The organism is Streptomyces avidinii, from assembly GCF_045161815.1.
Classification (GTDB): Bacteria; Actinomycetota; Actinomycetes; order Streptomycetales; family Streptomycetaceae; genus Streptomyces; species Streptomyces avidinii.
This window is the reverse complement of sequence record NZ_CP108863.1, coordinates 3,386,078-3,405,512: the sequence shown is the minus strand read 5'-3', so window position 1 is coordinate 3,405,512 and position 19,435 is coordinate 3,386,078. Positions and strand designations below refer to the sequence as shown.

Genomic DNA, 19,435 nt, shown 5'->3' with positions numbered 1-19,435 from the left:
GGTCGTACCGTGCTGTGCTTGCAGTACTGCTACGTACGAAGCTGCGCGGGACCACTAGCCTTCGCTCAGGCGCATCTGCCGCTGAGGGGGCCCCTCGTGGGAGGCGGTACGCATGAACGCACGCACCACACCGAGGGCGGTCGGTTGGAGCCGATCGGGCCACCGACCGGGCATCCTTATTCGGATGGCCCGCCGAAAATTCGGCAGGCGCATTACCACTGTACCCCGGAATCGCGCAGGTGTGTCGGGTGAATTCACCGGGTAGGCGCGTTTGGCTGGACAGGCAAGGATCCGGCGTGGTGCCTTGGAGGCCCATTCGGCGGGCTATTGTGCGGAGCATGTCGACCGTAGAAAACGCCTCGCCCGCCGACGACAGCGACCCCACCGAAGCCGTGGGTATCGCCTCCCAGGACTGGGCCGCCGCCTCTGCCTCGCCGCAGTACCGGGCCGCCGTCGTGGACCTGCTCGGGGCGCTCGCGTACGGAGAGCTCGCGGCCTTCGAGCGCCTCGCGGAGGACGCGAAGCTCGCGCCCACCCTGGACGACAAGGCCGAGCTCGCCGCGATGGCCTCCGCCGAGTTCCACCACTTCGAGCGGCTGCGGGACCGGCTCGCGGCGATCGAGGTCGAGCCCACCGCCGCCATGGAGCCCTTCGCGAAGGGCGTGGACGACTTCCACCGCCAGACCGCGCCGTCGGACTGGCTGGAGGGCCTGGTCAAGGCCTACGTCGGTGACTCCATCGCCAGTGACTTCTACCGCGAGGTCGCCTCGCACCTGGACAACGACACCCGCGCGCTCGTGCTCGGGGTGCTCGACGACACCGGCCACGGCAACTTCGCCGTCGAGAAGGTGCGCGCCGCGATCGAGGCGGACCCGCGCTGCGGCGGCCGGCTCGCGCTGTGGGCCCGCCGGCTGATGGGCGAGGCCCTCTCGCAGGCCCAGCGCGTGGTCGCCGAGCGCGACGCGCTCTCGACCATGCTGGTCGGCGGCGTCGACGGGATGGCGGCGGGCTTCGACCTGGCGGCCGTCGGCGAGATGTTCACCCGGATCACCAAGGCGCACACCAAGCGGATGGCGGCCCTCGGCCTCGCCGCCTGACCGTACGGTCCCTGCGGCTCCGTACCGCTCGATACGTCGGCCCCGGCGCGCTGTGTGCGCGCCGGGGCCGACGTACGTGGTTCGGGGGCAGGACCAGGGGGCAGCTTCAGGGATCCGGGTCAGCCCCGTGACGGGAGCGAAAACGGAGTCCTGTGGGACTGCCTGCGGGGCCCTGCGGCCGGACGGAGCAGCAGCGACAGCACCACGGCCGACACCAGCACTCCGCCGATGAGGGTCGCGGTCAGGGTGTTGTGCCCGGGGCCCAGCGCGAAGTGCGTGAGATACGCCCCGAACAGCGCTCCCAGCACCCCGCTGACCAGCACCACTCTGGGGGAAGGCAACCGGCTCGCGAGCACTCGGGCGGCCGTCGCGGACAGGGCGAGGCCCAACAGAGCGGAGCCGAGCACTTCCAGCAGCAGCATCAGGTCTCTCCCATACGTCGGGCAAACCGGGTCACTGCGGTCCTACCCGAAGCGGAAGAAGCAGAAACGGCCCGGTGGGATCAACCACCGGGCCGTTTCCTACAGTTCTCAGAGCGCGCCGAAGCCGACCTTGCGCACGCTCGGCTCGCCCAGGTCGACATACGACAGGCGGTCGGACGGCACCAGGACCTTGCGGCCCTTGTTGTCGGTGAGGCTCAGCAGCGGCGCGGTGCCGGACAGCGCGGCGGTGACGATGCTCTCCAGCTCCTCGGCGCTCAGGTCGCTCTCCAGCACGATCTCCCGGGGTGCGTGCTGCACGCCGATCTTGACCTCCACGGCTTTGTCCCTCCGACGATCCGTTCGCGCGATCAGCCGCGCCGTACGCGGTCCACATTAGCCCGGAGAGGGGACGCGGACCGCGCAGAGCGGACACGCTCGCAGCGAACAGCCGCCGCAGCGGCCGACGGAGGCCGCCGGCGCCGCCGCGACCCGGTCCGTCAGGACTCGGTGCCGTGCAGCGGGAAACCGGCGATGCCGCGCCAGGCCAGCGAGGTCAGGAGACCGACCGCCGTCTCGCGGGCGACCGGGCTCTCGCTGGAGAGCCAGTACCGCGCCACGACCTGCGAGACCCCGCCCAGGCCCACGGCCAGCAACATCGACTCGTCCTTGGACAGGCCGGTGTCCTCGGCGATGACGTCGGAGATGGCCTCAGCGCACTGGAGGGAGACCCGGTCGACGCGCTCGCGCACCGCCGGCTCGTTCGTCAGGTCGGACTCGAAGACCAGCCGGAAGGCGCCGCCCTCCTCCTCCACGTACGCGAAGTAGGCGTCCATGGTGGCCGCCACACGCAGCTTGTTGTCCGTCGTCGACGCGAGGGCGGTGCGCACTGCCAGCAGCAGGGCCTCGCAGTGCTGGTCCAGCAGCGCCAGGTACAGGTCGAGCTTGCCGGGGAAGTGCTGGTACAGCACCGGCTTGCTCACGCCGGCCCGCTCGGCGATGTCGTCCATCGCCGCGGCGTGGTACCCCTGCGCGACGAAGACCTCCTGGGCCGCGCCCAGGAGCTGGTTGCGCCGGGCTCGGCGCGGCAGTCGCGTGCCCCGCGGACGCGCTGCCTCGGTCTGCTCGATGGCTGTCACGCCGCCTCCCACTTTCTCTAAGAACACAGTGCGCTCTGCGCCGCGCGGCCATCGTACTTTTCGGTAACCGAATCTGGAGGGTTCAAGCCGAGTTTTCTCGCGGTACGGACGGCCCGGAGGCGCTGGTCAGCGGTTTGATCAGCACTTTGGTCGGTGCTCGGTCGGCGCTGGGTCGATGCTCGGTCGACCGGGGGTCAGCGGTAGTCGTCCTCGTCCAGCGGCACCACCCGAGCCTGCTCGGCGGCATCGCCGTCCGTGGCCTCGCCCGCAGCGCCGGCCGTGATCGGGTCGTCCTCGTCCGGCCGGAGTTCGGCCAGCTGCTCCGCCACATCCGCCTCGGGCGCCTCAGGATCGAGGGTTTCCGGAAACTGCTCCCGGAAGGTGTCCGGCTCCGCAGGGTCGACAGTCATGCCGCTCCCCTCGCTTCCTTGTGCTCACTTACGAGCCTAGGAGGATCGCCGATCCACCGCTATACGGATCCGCGCTTCTTCCTGTCGGCCTGTTTTTGTGATGGCGAACACAAGAAGTGGAGCGTGATCGTCTCGTAACATTGCCCGCATGTCTTCGACCGAGCTGCCGGGCGTACGCTCCACCGCCGAGCCGTCGTCCCTGGCGGGCGCCGTTCGGGTGGCCGAGGGTGAGCAGGTGCGGACCGTGGCCCTGCCCGGGCTCGAGCTGGCCGTCCGGGACCGGCCACCCCTGCGTCCGGGGCTGCCGCCCGCCCTCTTCGTGCACGGACTCGGCGGTTCCTCGCAGAACTGGTCGGACCTCATGGCGCAGCTGGCCCACACCGTCGACGGCGAGGCCCTGGACCTGCCCGGCTTCGGCTGGTCCCCGCCACCCGCCGACCGGGACTACTCCGTCACCGCCTTCGCCCGCGTCGTCATCCGGCACCTCGACGCCGCCGGGCGCGGCCCGGTCCACCTGTTCGGGAACTCCCTCGGCGGAGCCGTCTCGACCCGGGTCGCGGCCGTCCGGCCCGACCTCGTGCGCACCCTGACCCTGGTCTCGCCCGCCCTGCCCGAGCTGCGCGTGCAGAGGTCGGCCGTGCCGACCGCGCTGCTCGCCGTGCCCGGCGTTGCCGCGCTCTTCAGCCGGATGATGCAGGGGATCGGGGCCGAGCAGCGCACCCGGGGGGTGACGCAGCTCTGCTACGGAGACCCCTCCCGGGTGACGCCCGAGGGATTCCGCAACGCCGTGGAGGAGATGGAGCGGCGGATGGCCCTGCCGTACTTCTGGGAGGCGATGACCCGCTCCTCCCGCGGCATCGTCGACGCCTACACCCTCGGTGGCCAGCACGGACTGTGGCGGCAGGCACAGCGGGTTCTCGCACCCTCCCTGCTGGTCTACGGTGGCCGGGACCAGCTGGTCTCGTACCGTATGGCGCACAGGGCGGCCGCCGCCTTCCGCGGCTCGCGGCTGCTGTGTCTGCCCGAGGCCGGACACGTGGCGATGATGGAGTACCCCGGGGTGGTGGCCGCCGCCTTCCGGGAGCTGCTGAACGACACCGGAACGGGCGAGCGTGACCGATATACCGAAAACGGCAGAGGCTGAGGACCGTGGGACGACATAGTCGCAAGGCCCCTGCTCCGGCACCCGCCCCGGCCCCGGCGCCCGTCCGGCCGCAGCCCGAGCCCGCCCCGCTGCCGTACGAGGAGCCGCCCGCCGCGTACTGGCCCGAGCCGACCGTCACCCACCACGGGTACGTGTCCCCGGACCGGCCCGTCACCGCAGCGCGCACCGGGGGACACCCCCAGCAGTACGAGTCCGGCGGCGCCTGGGGGGCCCGCCCCGACTCCCAGTACGGCGACTGGCACGGGGTACGGCGCCCGCCCGGCGCCACCACCGCCTCGGCGTCGGCCGCGGCGGCTCCCGCCGCCCTGTTGGACTGCGACACCCCGGCCTTCGGCACGCCCGCGGTGGGCTTCCCGCAGGTCGTCCTGACACCGCCGGGCGTCCCCGCGCCCACGCCCGTACCGGCGCACGACTTCGACCTCGACCCCGTCACCTCCACCGGTGCGAACCCGCGCGTCCCCGGGCCGCGGGGGCCCGTCGATCCGATGGCGCCCGCGGACGCGGGCGGCCCGGACGAGGAGCCGCCGGCCCGCGGCCTGAAGGTCCGTACGTACACCGGCATGGCCGCCGCGGCCGTCACCACCGTCATCGCCGTCGTCGTCGCGGGCCAGGTGCTCATGGACGCGGACGGCGGTCGGGCCGGCGCACAGGCCTCCGCCGGCGACAGCCGCGCCGACGAGGGCGCCTCCCGCTCGGACGGCCGCTCGATGCCGCCGCAGGCCGCCGCGCCCGCGGCGCCGTCCGCCCACGCGCCCGCGCCGGAGCTGACGTACGAGCAGAAGATGGCCCAGCAGCTGCCGCTCGACGCGAAGCTCGCGGGCCCCGGGACCTTCGACACCGTGCCCGGGGTGGCCAAGGCGCCCGGCAAGGGCAAGCTCGTGCGCTACCGGGTCGACGTCGAGCAGGGCCTGGACCTGGACCCGCAGCTCTTCGCCGAGGCCGTCCACCGCACCCTCAACGACCCGCGCAGCTGGTCCCACAACGGCGAGCGGACCTTCGAGCGGGTGCCGGGAGGCGAGGCCGATTTCGTGATAACCCTGGCCAGCCCCGGGACCACCGGGGTCTGGTGCGCCAAGTCCGATCTGGACACCACCGTCGAAAACGTCTCCTGCGACTCCGCGAACACCGAGCGGGTGATGATCAACGCGTTCCGCTGGGCGCAGGGCTCCGCCACCTACGGGCCGGAGCAGATGTTCGCCTACCGGCAGATGCTCATCAACCACGAGGTCGGACACCGGCTCGGACACGCCCACGTGAACTGCCGGACGCCGGGCGCGCTCGCGCCGATCATGCAGCAGCAGACCAAGTCCCTGAACGTCAACGGCATCGAGTGCAAGGCCAACCCGTGGGTGTTCCCCGGGAATTGATGCCGTGCGCGCGGCCCCGCCCGTCGGCCGGGCGGGGATCCGCGTTGACAATCCGTCCGATCATCGGCCATCGTTCTCCGCATGTCGCAGCACCACACCATGACCGCGAGCGCCGCCATTGAGCTGGCGCTGCTTGGTGTGACCGCGCACAGCGTGGCCGACATCCTCTGTCGCTGACGCCCGCCCGCAAGCGCCGCGACCCCTCTTCGAGTTCCTTCGCCGCGCCCGGGTGTACGTATGCCCGCAGGCGCGGCTTCCTCATGTTCCGGTGCCCATCGGTACCGCTGCCGACCGCTGCCCCTCGCGTGGCCCTTCCGCCCTTCCTTCACGCCGAGAGGTCTTCACACCCATGTCTTCCGCCGGACCCGACCGTCATCTCATAGCGCGCCGCGTGGCCGCCGTCACCGTCAGCCTCGTCCTGGCCGGGGGCGCCGTGGCCTGCGGCCCCGAGGACGCTGCGGACAAGACCGGTTCGGGCGACAAGCCGGGCGCCGCCGGGGGCGCGCCGCAGCGGGGCGGCACCCTGACCGTCCTCAACTCCGAGCCGCAGAGCGACTTCGACCCGGCCCGGCTCTACACCTCGGGCGGCGGAAACGTTCCCTCGCTGGTCTTCCGTACCCTGACCACCCGCAACCGCGAGGACGGCGCGGCCGGCACCAAGGTCGTGCCCGACCTGGCCACCGACATCGGAAAGCCCAACGCCGACGCCACCGAGTGGACGTACACGCTCAAGGACGGGCTGAAGTACGAGGACGGCTCCCCGATCACCAGCGCCGACATCAAGTACGGCATCGAGCGGTCCTTCGCCGCCGAGCTGTCGGGCGGCGCCCCCTATCTGCGGGACTGGCTGGTCGGCGGGGACGCGTACGAGGGCCCGTACAAGGACGGCGGCAAGGGACTCGACTCGATCGTCGTGCCCGACCCGAAGACGATCGTCTTCAAACTCCACAAGCCCGAGGGCGAGTTCCCCTTTGTCGCCACGCAGACGCAGTTCGCTCCCGTCCCCAAGGCCAAGGACACCGGGGTCAAGTACGAGGAACACCCCGTCTCCTCCGGCCCGTACAAGGTCGTCAAGAACGACAACGACGGCGAGCACCTCACCCTGGAGCGCAACGAGCACTGGGACGTGAAGACCGACGAGGAGCGCAAGGCCTACCCGGACAGGATCGACGTCCGCTCCGGTCTGGACGCCGCCGTCATCAACCAGCGCCTGACCACCAGCTCCGGCCCCGACGCCGCCGCCATCACCACCGACACCAACCTGGGCCCGGCCGAGCTCGCCCAGATCGGCGACTCCGCCGACAAGAGCGAGCTCGCCGGACGCGTCGGCACCGGCCACTTCGGCTACATCAACTACCTGGCCTTCAACCCGAAGGTGGCCCCCTTCGACAACCCGAAGGTACGCCAGGCCATCTCCTACGCGATCAACCGCACCAGCGTGATCAACGCTGCCGGCGGATCCGCGCTGGCCGAACCGGCCACCACCTTCCTGCCCGAGCGCGAGGCCTTCGGCTTCAGCCCGTACGACCACTTCCCGGCGGGCAGGACGGGGGACCCGGCCAAGGCCAAGGAGCTGCTCAAGGAGGCCGGCTTCCCCGACGGCCTCTCCATCACCCTGACCCACTCCACCGCGCAGAACCGCCAGACCAGCCCCGAGGTCGCCACGGCCGTGCAGCAGGCGCTGGCCGCCGCCGGGATCACCGTCAAGCTGGAGGGCCTGGAGAACAACGCCTTCAACGAGAAGCGCTGGGACGTCAAGAACACCCCCGGTTTCTTCCTCTCCCGCTGGGGCGCCGACTGGCCCTCCGGTGCCCCCTTCCTCGCGCCGATCTTCGACGGCCGGCAGATCGTGACCAACGGCTCCAACTACAACCACGCCCAGCTCGACGACCCGGCCGTGAACGCCGAGATCGACGAGATCGCCAAGCTGACCGACCTCGCGGCGGCCGGCAAGCGCTGGGGCGCACTCGACAAGAAGATCGGCGAGCAGGCCCTGGACGTGCCGCTCTTCCACCCGGTCTACAAGCGGCTCGTCGGCAAGGACATCAAGAACGTCGTGATCAGCGACTGGACCGGCGTGCTCGACATCTCGCAGGTCTCCGTCAAGTGAGCGTCGCCCTGAAGCAGTCGGCACCGCATCAGCCGGCGCCCGCGCCCGGGGTCCTCGCCCCGGGCGCGGGCGCCGCGCGCCAGGTCTGGCGGCGCGTGCGCCGACGCCCGGCGGCCCTCGCGGCCGGCGGGGTGCTGGCCCTGCTCGTCCTGCTCGCCCTCGCCGCTCCCCTGCTCGCCCAGCTCACCGGCCAGGACCCGAACGCGTACCACGACGACCTCGTCGACTCCGCGCGCGGCGGGGTCCCGCTCGGCTCCTTCGGCGGGATCTCCGCCGACCACTGGCTCGGCGTCGAGCCGGGCACCGGCCGTGACCTGCTGACCCGGCTCCTGTACGGCGCGCGGATCTCCCTGCTCGTCGCGCTGGGCGCCGTCGTCGTCCAGACGCTCGTCGGGGTGGGCATCGGACTCGCCGCCGCGCTCGGCGGCCGGTTCGCGGGCCAGCTCATCGGCCGGTTCACCGACGTCATGATCGCGCTGCCGATGCTGGTCATCGGCATCGCCCTCACCGCCGTCGTCCCGCCCGACTTCCCGCGGCCGCTGCTGCTGATCCTGCTCATCGGACTGTTCGACTGGGGCGGCACCGCCCGGATGGTCCGCGCCCAGGCCCTCGCCCTGCAGGGCCTCGACTTCGTGGACGCCGCCCGGCTCTCGGGGCGGGGCAGGCTGGGCATCGCCCGCCGCGAGCTGCTGCCCTCGCTGGCCGCGCCCGTCATCACCATCGCCGCGATCAAGGTGCCCACCGCCATCGTGGCCGAGGCCTCGCTGTCCTTCCTCGGCGTCGGCGTCAAGCCGCCCACGCCCTCCTGGGGGCAGATGCTCTCCAGCGCGCAGACCTGGTTCCGCGCCGACCCGACCTACGTCCTGCTCCCCGCCGGGCTGCTCTTCGTCACCGTGCTCGCCTTCACCGTCCTCGGTGACGCCGTCCGCACGGCCCTCGACCCGCGCGAAGGCTCCCGCCTGCGGGTCGGCACCAGAAAGGAGCGCACCGCGTGACGCGCTTCGTGCTCAAACGGACCGGCGGGGCACTGCTCGTGCTGCTCACCCTGTCCGTCATCGTCTACGCCCTCTTCTACCTCGCCCCCGGCGACCCCGCCCGCCTCGCCTGCGGAGAGCGCTGCAACCCGGCGCAGATCGCCCAGGTCCGTGAACAGCTCGGCCTGAACGACTCCGCCCTGACCCAGTACCTGCACTTCCTCCAGGGGCTGCTGGTGGGCCGGGACTACTCGGGCGGAGCCGGGCTGGTCCTGCACTGCGACGCGCCCTGCCTGGGATTCTCGTACCAGAACGACCAGCAGGTCACCGCCCTGATCCTGGACCGGCTGCCCGCCACCCTGTCGCTGGCGCTGGGCGCGCTGGTGATCTGGCTGGTGGTCGGCGTCGGCACCGGACTGCTGTCCGCGCTGCGCCGCGGCGGCATCACCGAGCGGGCCCTGACCGTCCTCACCCTCGCCGGGACCGGCACCCCCGTCTTCATCCTCGGGCTGCTGCTGCTCATGACCGTCTGCGCCTACCTCCAGTGGCTGCCGTTCCCGACGTACGTGCCGCTGACCGAGGACCCCGAGCAGTGGGCCTGGAACCTGCTCCTGCCGTGGGTGACGCTCGGCCTCTTCGAGAGCGCCAAGTACGCCCGTCTCACGCGCAGTTCGACCCTGGAGACGCTCGCCGAGGACCACATCCGGACCTTCCGCGCCTACGGGGTGGGGGAACGGGCCGTCGTCACCCGGCACGCCGTGCGCGGCGCCGTCGCCCCCGTGATCGCGCTCAGCGCCGTGGACTTCGGCACGATGATCGGCGGCGCCGTACTGACGGAGTCGCTGTTCGGGATCCCCGGCCTCGGCAAGACCCTCATCGACGGGGTACGGCTCGTGGACCTGCCCGTCGTGGTGGGCGTCGTCCTCGCCATCGGCACGGCCGTGGTCCTCGCGGGCGCGATCGCCGACCTGTTGTACGCCGCCGCGGACCGAAGGGTGACCCTCGCATGACGCCATCGCTGGTGGAGGTCACCGACCTCGTCGTCGACTTCCCGGTCGGCGGCGCGGGGGAGTACGTACGGGCCGTCGACGAGGTCTCCTTCACCCTGGAGGCCGGCCGGGCCCTGGGGCTCGTGGGCGAGTCCGGCAGCGGCAAGTCCACCGTGGCCACGGCCCTGCTGGGACTGCACCGCGGCACGGGCGCCCGCCTCGGCGGCACCGTCCGGGTGGGCGGCACCGACGTGGCCGCCGCGTCGGCGGCCGAACTGCGCCGGCTGCGCGGGGGGACCGCCGCCATGGTCTTCCAGGACCCGCTGAGCTCCCTCGACCCGTACTACGCCATCGGCGACCAGATCGCCGAGGTCCACCGGATCCACGCCGACGTCTCCCGGCGGGCCGCCCGCGCGCGGGCCGTCGAGGTGCTCGACCGGGTGGGCATCCCCGACGCGGTACGCCGCTCCCGCGCGCGGCCGCACGAGTTCAGCGGCGGCATGCGGCAGCGGGCCCTCATCGCCATGGCACTGGCCTGCGAGCCGCAGCTGCTGATCGCCGACGAGCCGACCACCGCGCTGGACGTCACCGTCCAGGCCCAGATCCTCGACCTGCTGCACGGGCTGCGCGAGGAGCGCGGGCTCGGGCTGCTGCTGGTCACCCACGACGTGGGCGTGGCGGCGGAGAGCGTGGACGAGGTGCTGGTCATGCGGGGTGGCCACGCCGTCGAGCGGGGGGAGGTGGCCTCCGTGCTGGCCGCACCGGTGGAGCCGTACACGCGTGCCCTGCTGGCGGCGGTGCCGAGGCTGGACGGGCCGCGCCGCTCCCGGGGCGCCGCCCCGGACCCCGCGCCCCGAATGCCGGCGGGCCCGGACGGCGGGCCGGAAGTGCCGCCCGTCGTCGAGGCGTTCGGGCTGCGCCGGGAGTTCGGACGGGGGCGGCGGAAGGTCGCCGCCGTGGCCGGGGTGTCCCTCGCCGTGCACGCCGGGGAGACCCTCGGGATCGTCGGCGAGAGCGGCTCCGGCAAGAGCACCCTCGGACGGATGCTGGTCGGACTGCTGGAGCCCGGCTCCGGGCAGGTCCGCCGGGACGGCGTCCCGGTCACCGGCATCGCGAGCGGCGTGCAGATGGTGTTCCAGGACCCGGTGTCCTCCCTCAATCCGCGCCGGTCCGTGGGCGAGTCCATCGCCGACCCGCTGCGCGCCGCCGGGGAACGGGACGCGGCAGCCGTGCGCGCCCGGGTGGAGGAACTGCTGCTGCGCGTCGGGCTGGAGGCCGAGCACTACGACCGGTACCCGCACGAGTTCAGCGGCGGCCAGCGCCAGCGGGTGGGCATCGCGCGGGCGCTCGCGCCCCGGCCCCGGCTGATCGTCTGCGACGAGCCGGTCTCCGCCCTGGACGTGACCACCCAGGCGCAGGTCACCGCCCTGCTGGCGGAGCTGCAGCGGGAGCTCGGCATCGCGCTCGTCTTCATCGCGCACGACCTGGCGGTGGTCCGTCAGGTCAGCGACCGGGTGGCCGTCATGCGGGCCGGCGAGATCGTCGAGGAGGGGCCGGTGGACGAGGTCTACGACCGCCCGGCCCACGCCTACACCCGGCAGCTGCTGGCCGCCGTACCAGCACTCGATCCCGGGCTGGCCGCGGGCCGCCGCAGGTCGCGGCAGGAGGTCTTCGCCTAGTGCTGTGACCGGAAAGGTCCACCGGGTCGCGACGCCCGGCACGGCACCTCGCCGCGTTGTCGGACCACGGAAGTACGTCCAGTACGGCCCGCGGCCCTCCGCCTTGCGACGCACCGCACCGGACGCCGCGACCCGGCAAACCTTTCCGGTCACAGCACTAGGTCGTCTCTTTCGGACCTTGCCGGGCGTCGCGGGCCCGGCAAGATCCGGAAGAGACGGCCTAGTCCTCCCCCGGTCTCCCCAGGTCCTCCCCAGGTCCTCCCCAGGTCCTCTCGGACCGGTTCCGGGGCTGTACTTCTAGCGTGCTCGAACGCGAACCGTACGGGAAAGTTACGACTCTTCACCCCTTCCGGTGGCGCGACGGACAACCGTCCGTCGCGCCTTCGGCATATCCGCTTGAGTTCTCCCGCGGCGGGTCGCCTGACCGAACGGCGACCGCCTGAACGGGAGATCGGGGGTGCCACTCGTGCGGATCGGACTGGTCACGGAAGGTGGTTATCCGTATGCGACGGGAGAGGCCAGGCTGTGGTGCGACCGGCTCGTGCGCGGGCTCCCGCAGCACGAGTTCGAGATCTACGCACTGAGCCGCAGCGCCGAGCAGGAACGCGTCCGGATGTCACTGCCCGACCACGTCACCCGGGTCCGGACGGCCCCCCTGTGGGCCCCCGCCGACGACGGGCGGAGCTACTCCCGGCGCGAGCGCCGGCGGTTCGTGGACTGCTTCAGGGAGCTGGTTCAGGGGATCTGCGCCGGGCAGCCGCAGCCCTTCGCCGCCGGGCTGTACGGGCTCGCCGGACTCGCCCGCGAACAGGGCGGGATGTACGCGGCGCTGCGCTCCGAGTCCGCGGTGCGTGCCCTGGAGTCCGCCTGCCGGGCCCCCGGCGCCGCGCGCACCGTGGCGACCGCCCAGGTGAGCGACCTGCTGGAGTTCGTGGACGAACTGGAAGTCATGCTGCGGCCGTTGTCCCTCGACTGGTACGAGGAGCCGGGCGGCCTCGGCGAGTCCGACATCTGCCACGCGGCCGCGGGCGGCGTGGCGGCGATCCCCGGACTCCTGGCCAAACGCTTCTTCGGAGTCCCCCTGCTGGTCACCGAGTACGGGGTCCAGCTCCGGGCCCACTACCTGGCCCGGCTCGGCACCGGTGGCGAGCCGGGGACCCGCCCCGCCGTACGGGCCCTGCTCGCCGCCTTCCACCTGCGGCTGGCCACCGAGATCTACGCCCGCGCCGACTTCCTGACACCCGGCAACGCCCACGCCCGGCGCTGGCAGGAGCGGTGCGGGGCGACCCGGGAGCGACTGCGGACCGTCTACCCGGGCATGGAGGCGGACCGATTCGCCACCGTCGGCGAGGCCCCGGACTGCGGGGACCCCGACACCCTGGTGTGGGTCGGCCGGATAGAGCCCGCCAAGGACCTCATCGCCCTGCTGCACGCCTTCGCGGAGATCCGCCGGGCGGCCCCCGGCACCCGGCTGCGGATCTTCGCCACCGCCGTGGCCCCCGGCTACCTCGCCGACTGCCGGTCCCTGGCCGCCCAGCTCTTCCCCGACGAGGCCGCCGACTCGGTCACCGTCGGGGAGAACCCGGTCACCTTCGAGGAGATCGGCGGACCCGAGGCCCCCACCTCCGCCGAGGCCTACGGCGCCGGGCGCGTCGTCGTGCTGTCCTCCGTGATCGAGGGATTCCCCGTCACGCTCGCCGAGGCGATGCTCTGCGGGCGCGCCACCGTCTCCACCGACGTGGGCGCGGTGTACGAGGTCATCGGGGGCACCGGGCTCGTCGTCCCGCCGCGCAACCCCCGGGCACTCGCCGAGGCCTGCCTGTCTCTCCTGCAGGACCCCGAACGGGCGCAGCGGCTCGGCGCCGCCGCCCGGGCGCGGGCCCTGGAGCTGTTCACGGTCGAGCAGAACGTCGCCGCCTTCCAGGACATCTACCTGCGTCTGCTGGCCAAGGGCTCCGCCCGGCCCGACAGCGAGATCCCCTTCGCCCGGCCCCCGGAGGCCCGGGTGCCCGGCCACTGGACCAGCCCGACGTGGGCCGAGCCCCTGCCGGACTCGCCCTCGGAGGCCGCCGTATGACCACCGTCGACCCCGAGATCGCGCCCCCGCCGCCTCCAGCCCCGCTGAGTTCAGCCTCGCCGGCGTTCGAGGCGCGGGGGTCCGGGGGCAGCGTCCCCGGCAACGGCGCCGCGCCGGACCGTGCGCCAGAGGGCGGGATCACACCTGCGGCGCCGCTGCCAGGGCTCCGCCCCGGACCCCGCGCCTCAAACGCCGGCGAGGGTGGAGGTGCCACCGGCGAGGCCGGAGGTGCCCCCGGCGCGGCTGGAGGGGCTCCCGGCGCGGCGGCGAGGCCGGCTCGGCGCCGGGCCGCCGGGGATCCCGTCAAGGCCCTGCTGCACCGTCACCGGGAGCTGTGCGAGCGGGCCGTGGACCCGCTGGAGATCGCCGCCGGGCTGGAGGCCCACGGCATCACCGACCGCACCGCCGCGCGGTTCCGCCACCGGGACGTCTTCTCGCTCGCCGAGGAGCTGTACGCGCGCAGCCCCCACGAGGCGGTCTGCGCCGCCGCGCCCGCGCTGGTCCCGACGGGGCCCGCAGCCTTCCGGCGATTCGGCTGCGCGCTGCTGCCCGCCGCCCTCGCCTGCGCCGCGGCCGCCGCCGGGCAGGCGTGGGCCGGAGCCGCCGCGGTGGTCGCCGTCGCCGCCGCCCTGGTGTGGCCCGGGCGGTCCGCCGGGGGCCGGTTCCCCTACGTGGCACACCTGCTGGCCGCGGCCGTCGCCGGCTGGGCCGTGCACCGGCACGGAACCGGCCTCGCGGTCGGCCTCGCGCTGGCCGTCGCCCCCGGGCACCTGGCCGCCGCGGCCTTCGCCGCCGGGGCCCGGGCCCGGCTCCACACGAGCCGCGCCCTGGAGGACTTCGCGGACCGGGCCCGTCCGCTGCTGCTGGCGGCCGTCGCCCTGTTCACCGGGGCCGCCGCCGCGGCCGCCGTACTCGCCGGGACACCGCTCCCGGCGGCCGTTCCGCTCGCCCTGCTGTTCTTCCTGACCCGGCTCCTGCTCCGGCACGGAGCCCACCGCGCGCCCGTCGGCGCCGCCCTCGTCCTCGCCCTGGTCCCCGTACCGGCGGCGGTCCCGGCCGCCGCGGCAGGACTCCTCGTACACGCCGTTCTCGCCCTGTCCCGCGCGTCCGCGCATGCGCGGACCTGACGTCCCCGGGACGTCCCCAGATCTTCGGAGCCGACGCCGAGGCGCTTTACCCGTACCCCGCCCCACCCGACCGTCCACCCGTCCGCAAGGAGAAACAGACATGACCGGCCAGCCAACCAACCAAGGGGTCACGCGATGAGGGTGCTGCTGATCGGAGCCAACGGATACCTCGGCCGCTACGTCGCCGACCGGCTGCTCGCCGACCCCGCCGTCCAGCTCACCGCGCTCGGCCGCGGCGACGACGCCGACGTCCGGTTCGACCTCGCCACCGGCAGCCCCGGCGCGCTCACCCGCTTCCTCGACGCCGTCCACCCGGGCGTCGTCATCAACTGCGCCGGAGCCACCCGGGGCGGGGCCCGGGAACTCACCCGGCACAACACGGTCGCCGTCGCGACCATCTGCGAGTCGCTGCGCCGCAGCGGCTGCGGGGCCCGGCTGGTGCAGCTCGGCTGCGCCGCCGAGTACGGGCCCAGTCAGCCCGGATCGTCCACGGCCGAGGACGCCGTGCCGAGACCCGGTGGGCCGTACGGGGTGAGCAAACTCGCCGCCACCGAGCTGGTCCTGGGCTCCGGACTGGACGCCGTCGTCCTGCGGATCTTCTCGCCCGTCGGTCCCGGCACCCCCGCCGGATCCCCGCTCGGCCGGCTCGCCGAGGCGATGCGCCGCGCGATGCAGGCGGGCGACGGCGAGCTGAAGCTCAGCGGGCTCGGCGTACAGCGAGACTTCGTCGACGTACGGGACGTGGCGCGCGCCGTGCACGCCGCCTCCCTGTCCGCGGCCCAGGGCGTGGTCAACATCGGCACCGGCCGCGCGGTCCGGCTGCGCGACGCGGCCGCCGTCCTGGCCCGGGTCGCCGGGTACGGCGGCGCCCTGCACGAGCTGGACGTCCCGCACGGCGGACCCCAGCAGGCGCACGGGCACCCCGGCCGCCCGGCCGGACTCGCCTCCATCGGTTCGCCCCGCTCCGAGGCCACCGCCGAGCAGATCGCCGCCGCGGCCCCCCAGCCGTACCCCTACCCGGACGGCTGCGGGGCCTGGCAGCAGGCGGATGTCCGTACCGCCCGGGACCGGCTCGGCTGGCGGCCCCGGATCAACCTGGAGGAGTCCCTCGCGGACATCTGGATGGAGGCGGCGTGCCGTATCTGACGACCCCGCCGGGTGCATTGAGCGCCGCCGCGACCGAGGCCGGCCGCCTCGGTCTCGGCATCCCCGGCTACGCGCACCCGCTGCTCGCCCCCGTCGAGTGGGCCGAGCTGACCCGCCCCGGCACCCCGCTGCACTGGGCCGTGCTCAACGTGGCGAACGGACCGGGCGGGCGGCCCGACCCGCACTGCACGGAAGCGGCCGCGAAGCTGCGGCGCGCGGGCGGCACGGTCCTCGGCCATCTCGCGATGCGGGACGGATCGCGGTCCTTCGGGGAGTTGATCTCCGACGCCCACCGCTTCCGCGACTGGTACGGGGTCGGCGGCTTCTACCTCGCCGGGGCCCCGGCCGGCCGGGCGGAGCTGGCCTCGGTCTGCCGGGTCGTCGACACCCTGCGCAGCCTGGGCGGGGACCTGCGGATCGTGCTCGGGCACGGCACGCACCCCTACGAGGGCTATGCGGAAGTCGCCGACCAGCTCGTCACCTTCTCCGGGTCCTGGGCCGACTACCGCTGGTCGCAGGTGGCGGAATGGACGGCGGACCACCCGGCCGAGCGGTTCTGCCACCTGGTCCACGGGGTGCCGCGCACACATCTGGAGGAGGCGATGCGGGTCGCCCGCTGGCAGGGAGCGGGCACGATCTGGTTCACCGACCGGCGCGGTGTGCGCGGCAGCGACCCGTGGGCCTCCATGCCCGCGTACTGGGACGAAATCGTCTCACGCATCGGGACAGGTGTCTTGGAATGAAGACGGGCGTGGCAGTGTTACGGGGAGAACAATCATTCAGTTCGCTCCCTGCACCTGCGGGGATGCTCCCACCTCCGGAGTGCCCGTGTCGCTGCCACCGCTGGTCGAGCCAGCAGCTGAGCTCACCGTTGACGAGGTCCGCCGGTATTCGCGGCACCTGATCATCCCGGACGTCGGGATGGACGGCCAGAAGCGCCTGAAGAACGCCAAGGTGCTGGCCGTGGGCGCCGGCGGTCTCGGCTCGCCCGCCCTCATGTACCTCGCCGCGGCCGGCGTCGGCACGCTGGGCATCGTGGAGTTCGACGAGGTCGACGAGTCGAACCTGCAGCGCCAGATCATCCACAGTCAGGCGGACATCGGCCGTTCCAAGGCCGAGTCGGCCCGCGACAGCGTGCTGGGCATCAACCCGTACGTGAACGTGGTCCTTCACGAAGAGCGGCTCGAGGCCGAGAACGTGATGGAGATCTTCAGCCAGTACGACCTCATCGTCGACGGCACGGACAACTTCGCCACCCGCTACCTGGTCAACGACGCCTGCGTGCTGCTGAACAAGCCGTACGTATGGGGTTCGATCTACCGATTCGACGGCCAGGCCTCGGTCTTCTGGTCCGAGCACGGCCCGTGCTACCGCTGCCTCTACCCGGAGCCCCCGCCGCCGGGCATGGTCCCGAGCTGCGCCGAGGGCGGCGTACTGGGCGTGCTCTGCGCGTCCATCGGGTCCATCCAGGTCACCGAGGCCATCAAGGTCCTCACGGGTGTCGGCGAGCCGCTGGTCGGCCGCCTGATGATCTACGACGCCCTGGAGATGCAGTACCGCCAGGTCAAGGTCCGCAAGGACCCCGACTGCGCGGTCTGCGGTCCGAACGCGACCGTCACCGAGCTCATCGACTACGAGGCCTTCTGCGGCGTCGTGTCGGAGGAGGCCCAGGAGGCGGCCGCCGGTTCGACGATCACTCCCAAGCAGCTCAAGGAGTGGATCGACACCGACGAGCCCATCGAGATCATCGACGTCCGCGAGATCAACGAGTACGAGATCGTCTCGATCCCCGGCGCGAAGCTGATCCCCAAGGGCGAGTTCCTGATGGGCACCGCCCTCCAGGACCTGCCGCAGGACAAGCGCATCGTCCTGCACTGCAAGACGGGTGTCCGCAGTGCGGAAGTCCTCGCGGTCCTGAAGTCCGCGGGCTTCGCGGACGCGGTGCACGTCGGCGGCGGCGTGATCGGCTGGGTCCACCAGATCGAGCCCGAGAAGCCGGTCTACTAGACCAGGCCCACCGGCAGCAGCCCGAAGGGGCCGTACCTCGCTCGCGAGGTACGGCCCCTTCGGCGTGCGGTCCTGCGGGGCCGGGTCAGGCGGCCGGCGGCGGTTCCGACGCCCCGGGCGGCGCCGTCGGGTCGGCCGCCGCGGTGCACACGGTGCCCTCGGCCGGGGTCTTCCCGTCCAGCAGGTACGTGTCGACCGCCTTCTGCACGCACGGGTCGCCGCTGTTGTACGCGCCGTGTCCCTCGCCCTTGTAGGTCAACTCCACGCCCACGCCGGGGCCGAGCCGCTCCACCATCTTGCGGGCGCCCTCGTAAGGGGTCGCCGGGTCACCGGTGTTGCCGATCACCAGGATCGGGTCGGAGCCCGGTGCGGAGACGTCGGGGGTTTCCCAGGTGCCGGCGACCGGCCAGCCGGTGCAGGACATCATGGCCCAGCCGAGGAGGTCCCCGAACACCGGCGAGGCGGCGCGGAACGTCGCCAGCTTCGCCTTCGTCTGCTCCAGGGTGTAGCGCTCCTTGTCGTCCACGCAGTTGATGGCGGTGTTCGCAGCGCCGATGTTGCTGTAACGCCCCTGCTGGTCACGGCCGTTGAGCGCGTCCGACAGGGCCATCAGCAGCTGCCCCTGACCGCCCTCCGCCTCGTCGAGTCCCTGTTCCAGCAGCGGCCACAACTCCTTGGAGTACAGGGCCTGCGCGATGCCGTTGGTCGCCTGGGTCTCGGTGAGCATCCGCCCCCCGATGCCCGGGATGGGTTTGACGGCCAGCGCCTTCTGCAGCTTGATGATGTTGTCCTCGATCTCCTTGGGCGTGCTGCCCTGGAGCCGGCACTCGTCGCCTCGGTCCACGCAGTCCTGGGCGAAGTTGCCGAGCGCGAGCTGGAAGCCCTTGGCCTGGCCCAGGGCGCTCTCCTCGGCGGTCTTGGTCGGGTCCACGACGGCGTCGAAGACGGCCCGGCCGACGTTCTTCGGGAACAGGTGGGCGTAGACCCCGCCGAGTTCGGTGCCGTAGGAGATGCCGAAGTAGTTCAGCTTCTCGTCGCCGAGGGCCTGGCGGAGGCGGTCCAGGTCGCGGGCGGCGTTCTCGGTTCCGACGTGGGGGAGCAGCTTGGCGGAGTTCTTCTCGCAGGCCGCCTGGTACTGCCGGATGTTCTCGACGAACGCCTTCTCCTCCTCCGGGGTCTCGGGGGAGGAGTCCTCGCTGAAGTACTGGTCCAGCTGCTTGTCGTTCTCGCACAGGACGGGGTCGCTGCCGCCCACCCCGCGGGGGTCGAAGCTGACGAGGTCGTACCGGGCGCGCAGAGTCTCGTACTCCTTCGCAGCGCCCGGCAGCGTACTGATCCCGGAGCCGCCGGGGCCGCCGAAGTTGAACACCAGCGAGCCCAGCCGGTTCTTCCGGTCGCGCGCCTTGGCCCGGATCAGGGCGATCGGGATGGTCTCGCCCTCGGGCTTCGCGTAGTCGAGCGGGACGTCGAGGGTGGCGCACTGCCAGTCCTTCGGCGGGGCCTGGCCGCCGCCCTGGGCGGCGCTCGGAGCCTCGCAGTCACCCCACTTGAGGGGCTTGACCTCCGGGGTGCCGTCGGCCGTCGTCTTCTTCCCGTCGCCGTCGTCGGAGCAGGCGGCCGTGGTGAGCAGCCCGGCGGCGAGCGCGGCGGCGGCGGTGACCCGCCAGGCGTGTGTCGGCATGTCCCCATCCTGTGCGCCCGGCGGCGACCCCGCCCGCGCGCTGACCCG

At 72.8% G+C, this 19,435-nt stretch carries 18 protein-coding genes; 13 read left to right on the top strand and 5 right to left on the bottom strand.

Features of this window, described 5'->3' with window-relative positions:
• The first annotated feature begins 338 nt into the window (after positions 1-338).
• Positions 339-1,097 (top strand): ferritin-like fold-containing protein, encoded by a 759-nt coding sequence (locus tag OG373_RS14735; protein WP_397729202.1) that lies wholly within the window; start codon positions 339-341, stop codon positions 1,095-1,097.
• Positions 1,098-1,216: 119 nt separating this feature from the next.
• Here the strand turns inward: OG373_RS14735 and OG373_RS14730 are convergent, their stop codons facing one another.
• The 4 genes from OG373_RS14730 to OG373_RS14715 all read right to left on the bottom strand — a co-directional run bounded on the left by OG373_RS14730 (position 1,217) and on the right by OG373_RS14715 (position 3,065).
• Complete coding sequence (locus OG373_RS14730; RefSeq protein WP_397729201.1) at positions 1,217-1,519, bottom strand: hypothetical protein; 303 nt, start codon at positions 1,517-1,519, stop codon at positions 1,217-1,219.
• Positions 1,520-1,627: 108 nt separating this feature from the next.
• Complete coding sequence (locus OG373_RS14725) at positions 1,628-1,855, bottom strand: DUF3107 domain-containing protein (protein WP_030011334.1); 228 nt, start codon at positions 1,853-1,855, stop codon at positions 1,628-1,630.
• A gap of 161 nt (positions 1,856-2,016) precedes the next feature.
• On the bottom strand, positions 2,017-2,655 hold the full coding sequence (locus OG373_RS14720; RefSeq protein ID WP_030011335.1) for a TetR/AcrR family transcriptional regulator: 639 nt from the start codon (positions 2,653-2,655) through the stop codon (positions 2,017-2,019).
• A 194-nt stretch (positions 2,656-2,849) separates the two neighbouring features.
• Positions 2,850-3,065 (bottom strand): hypothetical protein, encoded by a 216-nt coding sequence (locus OG373_RS14715; RefSeq protein WP_052873867.1) that lies wholly within the window; start codon positions 3,063-3,065, stop codon positions 2,850-2,852.
• A gap of 148 nt (positions 3,066-3,213) precedes the next feature.
• Between OG373_RS14715 and OG373_RS14710 the strand changes: the two genes are divergently transcribed.
• From OG373_RS14710 to moeZ, 12 genes are all read left to right on the top strand, one after another.
• Positions 3,214-4,209 carry an alpha/beta fold hydrolase gene (locus tag OG373_RS14710; protein WP_405438719.1) on the top strand — a complete coding sequence of 332 codons (996 nt, stop codon included), beginning with the start codon at positions 3,214-3,216 and terminating at the stop codon, positions 4,207-4,209.
• Between the two features lie 5 nt (positions 4,210-4,214).
• A complete protein-coding gene (locus tag OG373_RS14705; RefSeq protein WP_405438717.1) occupies positions 4,215-5,597 on the top strand; it encodes a DUF3152 domain-containing protein in 1,383 nt (460 codons plus the stop codon).
• An 81-nt stretch (positions 5,598-5,678) separates the two neighbouring features.
• Positions 5,679-5,774 (top strand): Ms4533A family Cys-rich leader peptide, encoded by a 96-nt coding sequence (locus OG373_RS14700; RefSeq protein WP_351301183.1) that lies wholly within the window; start codon positions 5,679-5,681, stop codon positions 5,772-5,774.
• A 172-nt stretch (positions 5,775-5,946) separates the two neighbouring features.
• A complete protein-coding gene (locus OG373_RS14695) occupies positions 5,947-7,707 on the top strand; it encodes an ABC transporter substrate-binding protein (RefSeq protein WP_405438715.1) in 1,761 nt (586 codons plus the stop codon).
• Positions 7,708-7,715: 8 nt separating this feature from the next.
• Positions 7,716-8,702: an ABC transporter permease gene (locus OG373_RS14690; RefSeq protein WP_405444058.1), complete on the top strand. Its 987-nt coding sequence runs from the start codon at positions 7,716-7,718 to the stop codon at positions 8,700-8,702.
• The gene (locus OG373_RS14685; protein ID WP_397729196.1) at positions 8,699-9,691 is read left to right on the top strand and encodes an ABC transporter permease; all 993 of its coding nucleotides are present in this window, start codon (positions 8,699-8,701) and stop codon (positions 9,689-9,691) included. Before OG373_RS14690 ends, OG373_RS14685 begins: the two co-directional genes overlap by 4 nt.
• A complete protein-coding gene (locus tag OG373_RS14680; RefSeq protein ID WP_405438713.1) occupies positions 9,688-11,349 on the top strand; it encodes a dipeptide ABC transporter ATP-binding protein in 1,662 nt (553 codons plus the stop codon). Before OG373_RS14685 ends, OG373_RS14680 begins: the two co-directional genes overlap by 4 nt.
• Before the next feature lie 466 nt (positions 11,350-11,815).
• Positions 11,816-13,426 carry a DUF3492 domain-containing protein gene (locus OG373_RS14675; protein ID WP_405438711.1) on the top strand — a complete coding sequence of 537 codons (1,611 nt, stop codon included), beginning with the start codon at positions 11,816-11,818 and terminating at the stop codon, positions 13,424-13,426.
• Positions 13,423-14,553 carry a hypothetical protein gene (locus OG373_RS14670; protein ID WP_405438709.1) on the top strand — a complete coding sequence of 377 codons (1,131 nt, stop codon included), beginning with the start codon at positions 13,423-13,425 and terminating at the stop codon, positions 14,551-14,553. The genes OG373_RS14675 and OG373_RS14670 overlap by 4 nt, the downstream gene beginning before the upstream one ends.
• Positions 14,554-14,688: 135 nt before the next feature.
• Positions 14,689-15,699: an NAD-dependent epimerase/dehydratase gene (locus OG373_RS14665; RefSeq protein ID WP_397729192.1), complete on the top strand. Its 1,011-nt coding sequence runs from the start codon at positions 14,689-14,691 to the stop codon at positions 15,697-15,699.
• Positions 15,687-16,442: a spherulation-specific family 4 protein gene (locus OG373_RS14660; protein WP_405438707.1), complete on the top strand. Its 756-nt coding sequence runs from the start codon at positions 15,687-15,689 to the stop codon at positions 16,440-16,442. Before OG373_RS14665 ends, OG373_RS14660 begins: the two co-directional genes overlap by 13 nt.
• Before the next feature lie 85 nt (positions 16,443-16,527).
• Positions 16,528-17,706, top strand: a complete 1,179-nt coding sequence (gene moeZ / locus OG373_RS14655; RefSeq protein ID WP_030011110.1) for an adenylyltransferase/sulfurtransferase MoeZ — start codon at positions 16,528-16,530, stop codon at positions 17,704-17,706.
• A gap of 85 nt (positions 17,707-17,791) precedes the next feature.
• Here the strand turns inward: moeZ and OG373_RS14650 are convergent, their stop codons facing one another.
• On the bottom strand, positions 17,792-19,387 hold the full coding sequence (locus tag OG373_RS14650; RefSeq protein ID WP_405438705.1) for an alpha/beta hydrolase: 1,596 nt from the start codon (positions 19,385-19,387) through the stop codon (positions 17,792-17,794).
• Positions 19,388-19,435: the final 48 nt, after the last annotated feature.

Bases quoted from the DNA above. Each gene is read 5' to 3' on its own strand.
- OG373_RS14680 (WP_405438713.1), top strand. From the start codon at position 9,688: ATGACGCCATCGCTGGTGGAGGTCACCGACCTCGTCGTCGACTTCCCG.
- OG373_RS14715 (WP_052873867.1), bottom strand. From the start codon at position 3,065: ATGACTGTCGACCCTGCGGAGCCGGACACCTTCCGGGAGCAGTTTCCG.
- OG373_RS14695 (WP_405438715.1), top strand. From the start codon at position 5,947: ATGTCTTCCGCCGGACCCGACCGTCATCTCATAGCGCGCCGCGTGGCC.
- OG373_RS14670 (WP_405438709.1), top strand. From the start codon at position 13,423: ATGACCACCGTCGACCCCGAGATCGCGCCCCCGCCGCCTCCAGCCCCG.
- OG373_RS14700 (WP_351301183.1), top strand. From the start codon at position 5,679: ATGTCGCAGCACCACACCATGACCGCGAGCGCCGCCATTGAGCTGGCG.
- OG373_RS14710 (WP_405438719.1), top strand. From the start codon at position 3,214: ATGTCTTCGACCGAGCTGCCGGGCGTACGCTCCACCGCCGAGCCGTCG.
- OG373_RS14665 (WP_397729192.1), top strand. From the start codon at position 14,689: ATGAGGGTGCTGCTGATCGGAGCCAACGGATACCTCGGCCGCTACGTC.
- OG373_RS14650 (WP_405438705.1), bottom strand. From the start codon at position 19,387: ATGCCGACACACGCCTGGCGGGTCACCGCCGCCGCCGCGCTCGCCGCC.
- OG373_RS14735 (WP_397729202.1), top strand. From the start codon at position 339: ATGTCGACCGTAGAAAACGCCTCGCCCGCCGACGACAGCGACCCCACC.
- OG373_RS14730 (WP_397729201.1), bottom strand. From the start codon at position 1,519: ATGCTGCTGCTGGAAGTGCTCGGCTCCGCTCTGTTGGGCCTCGCCCTG.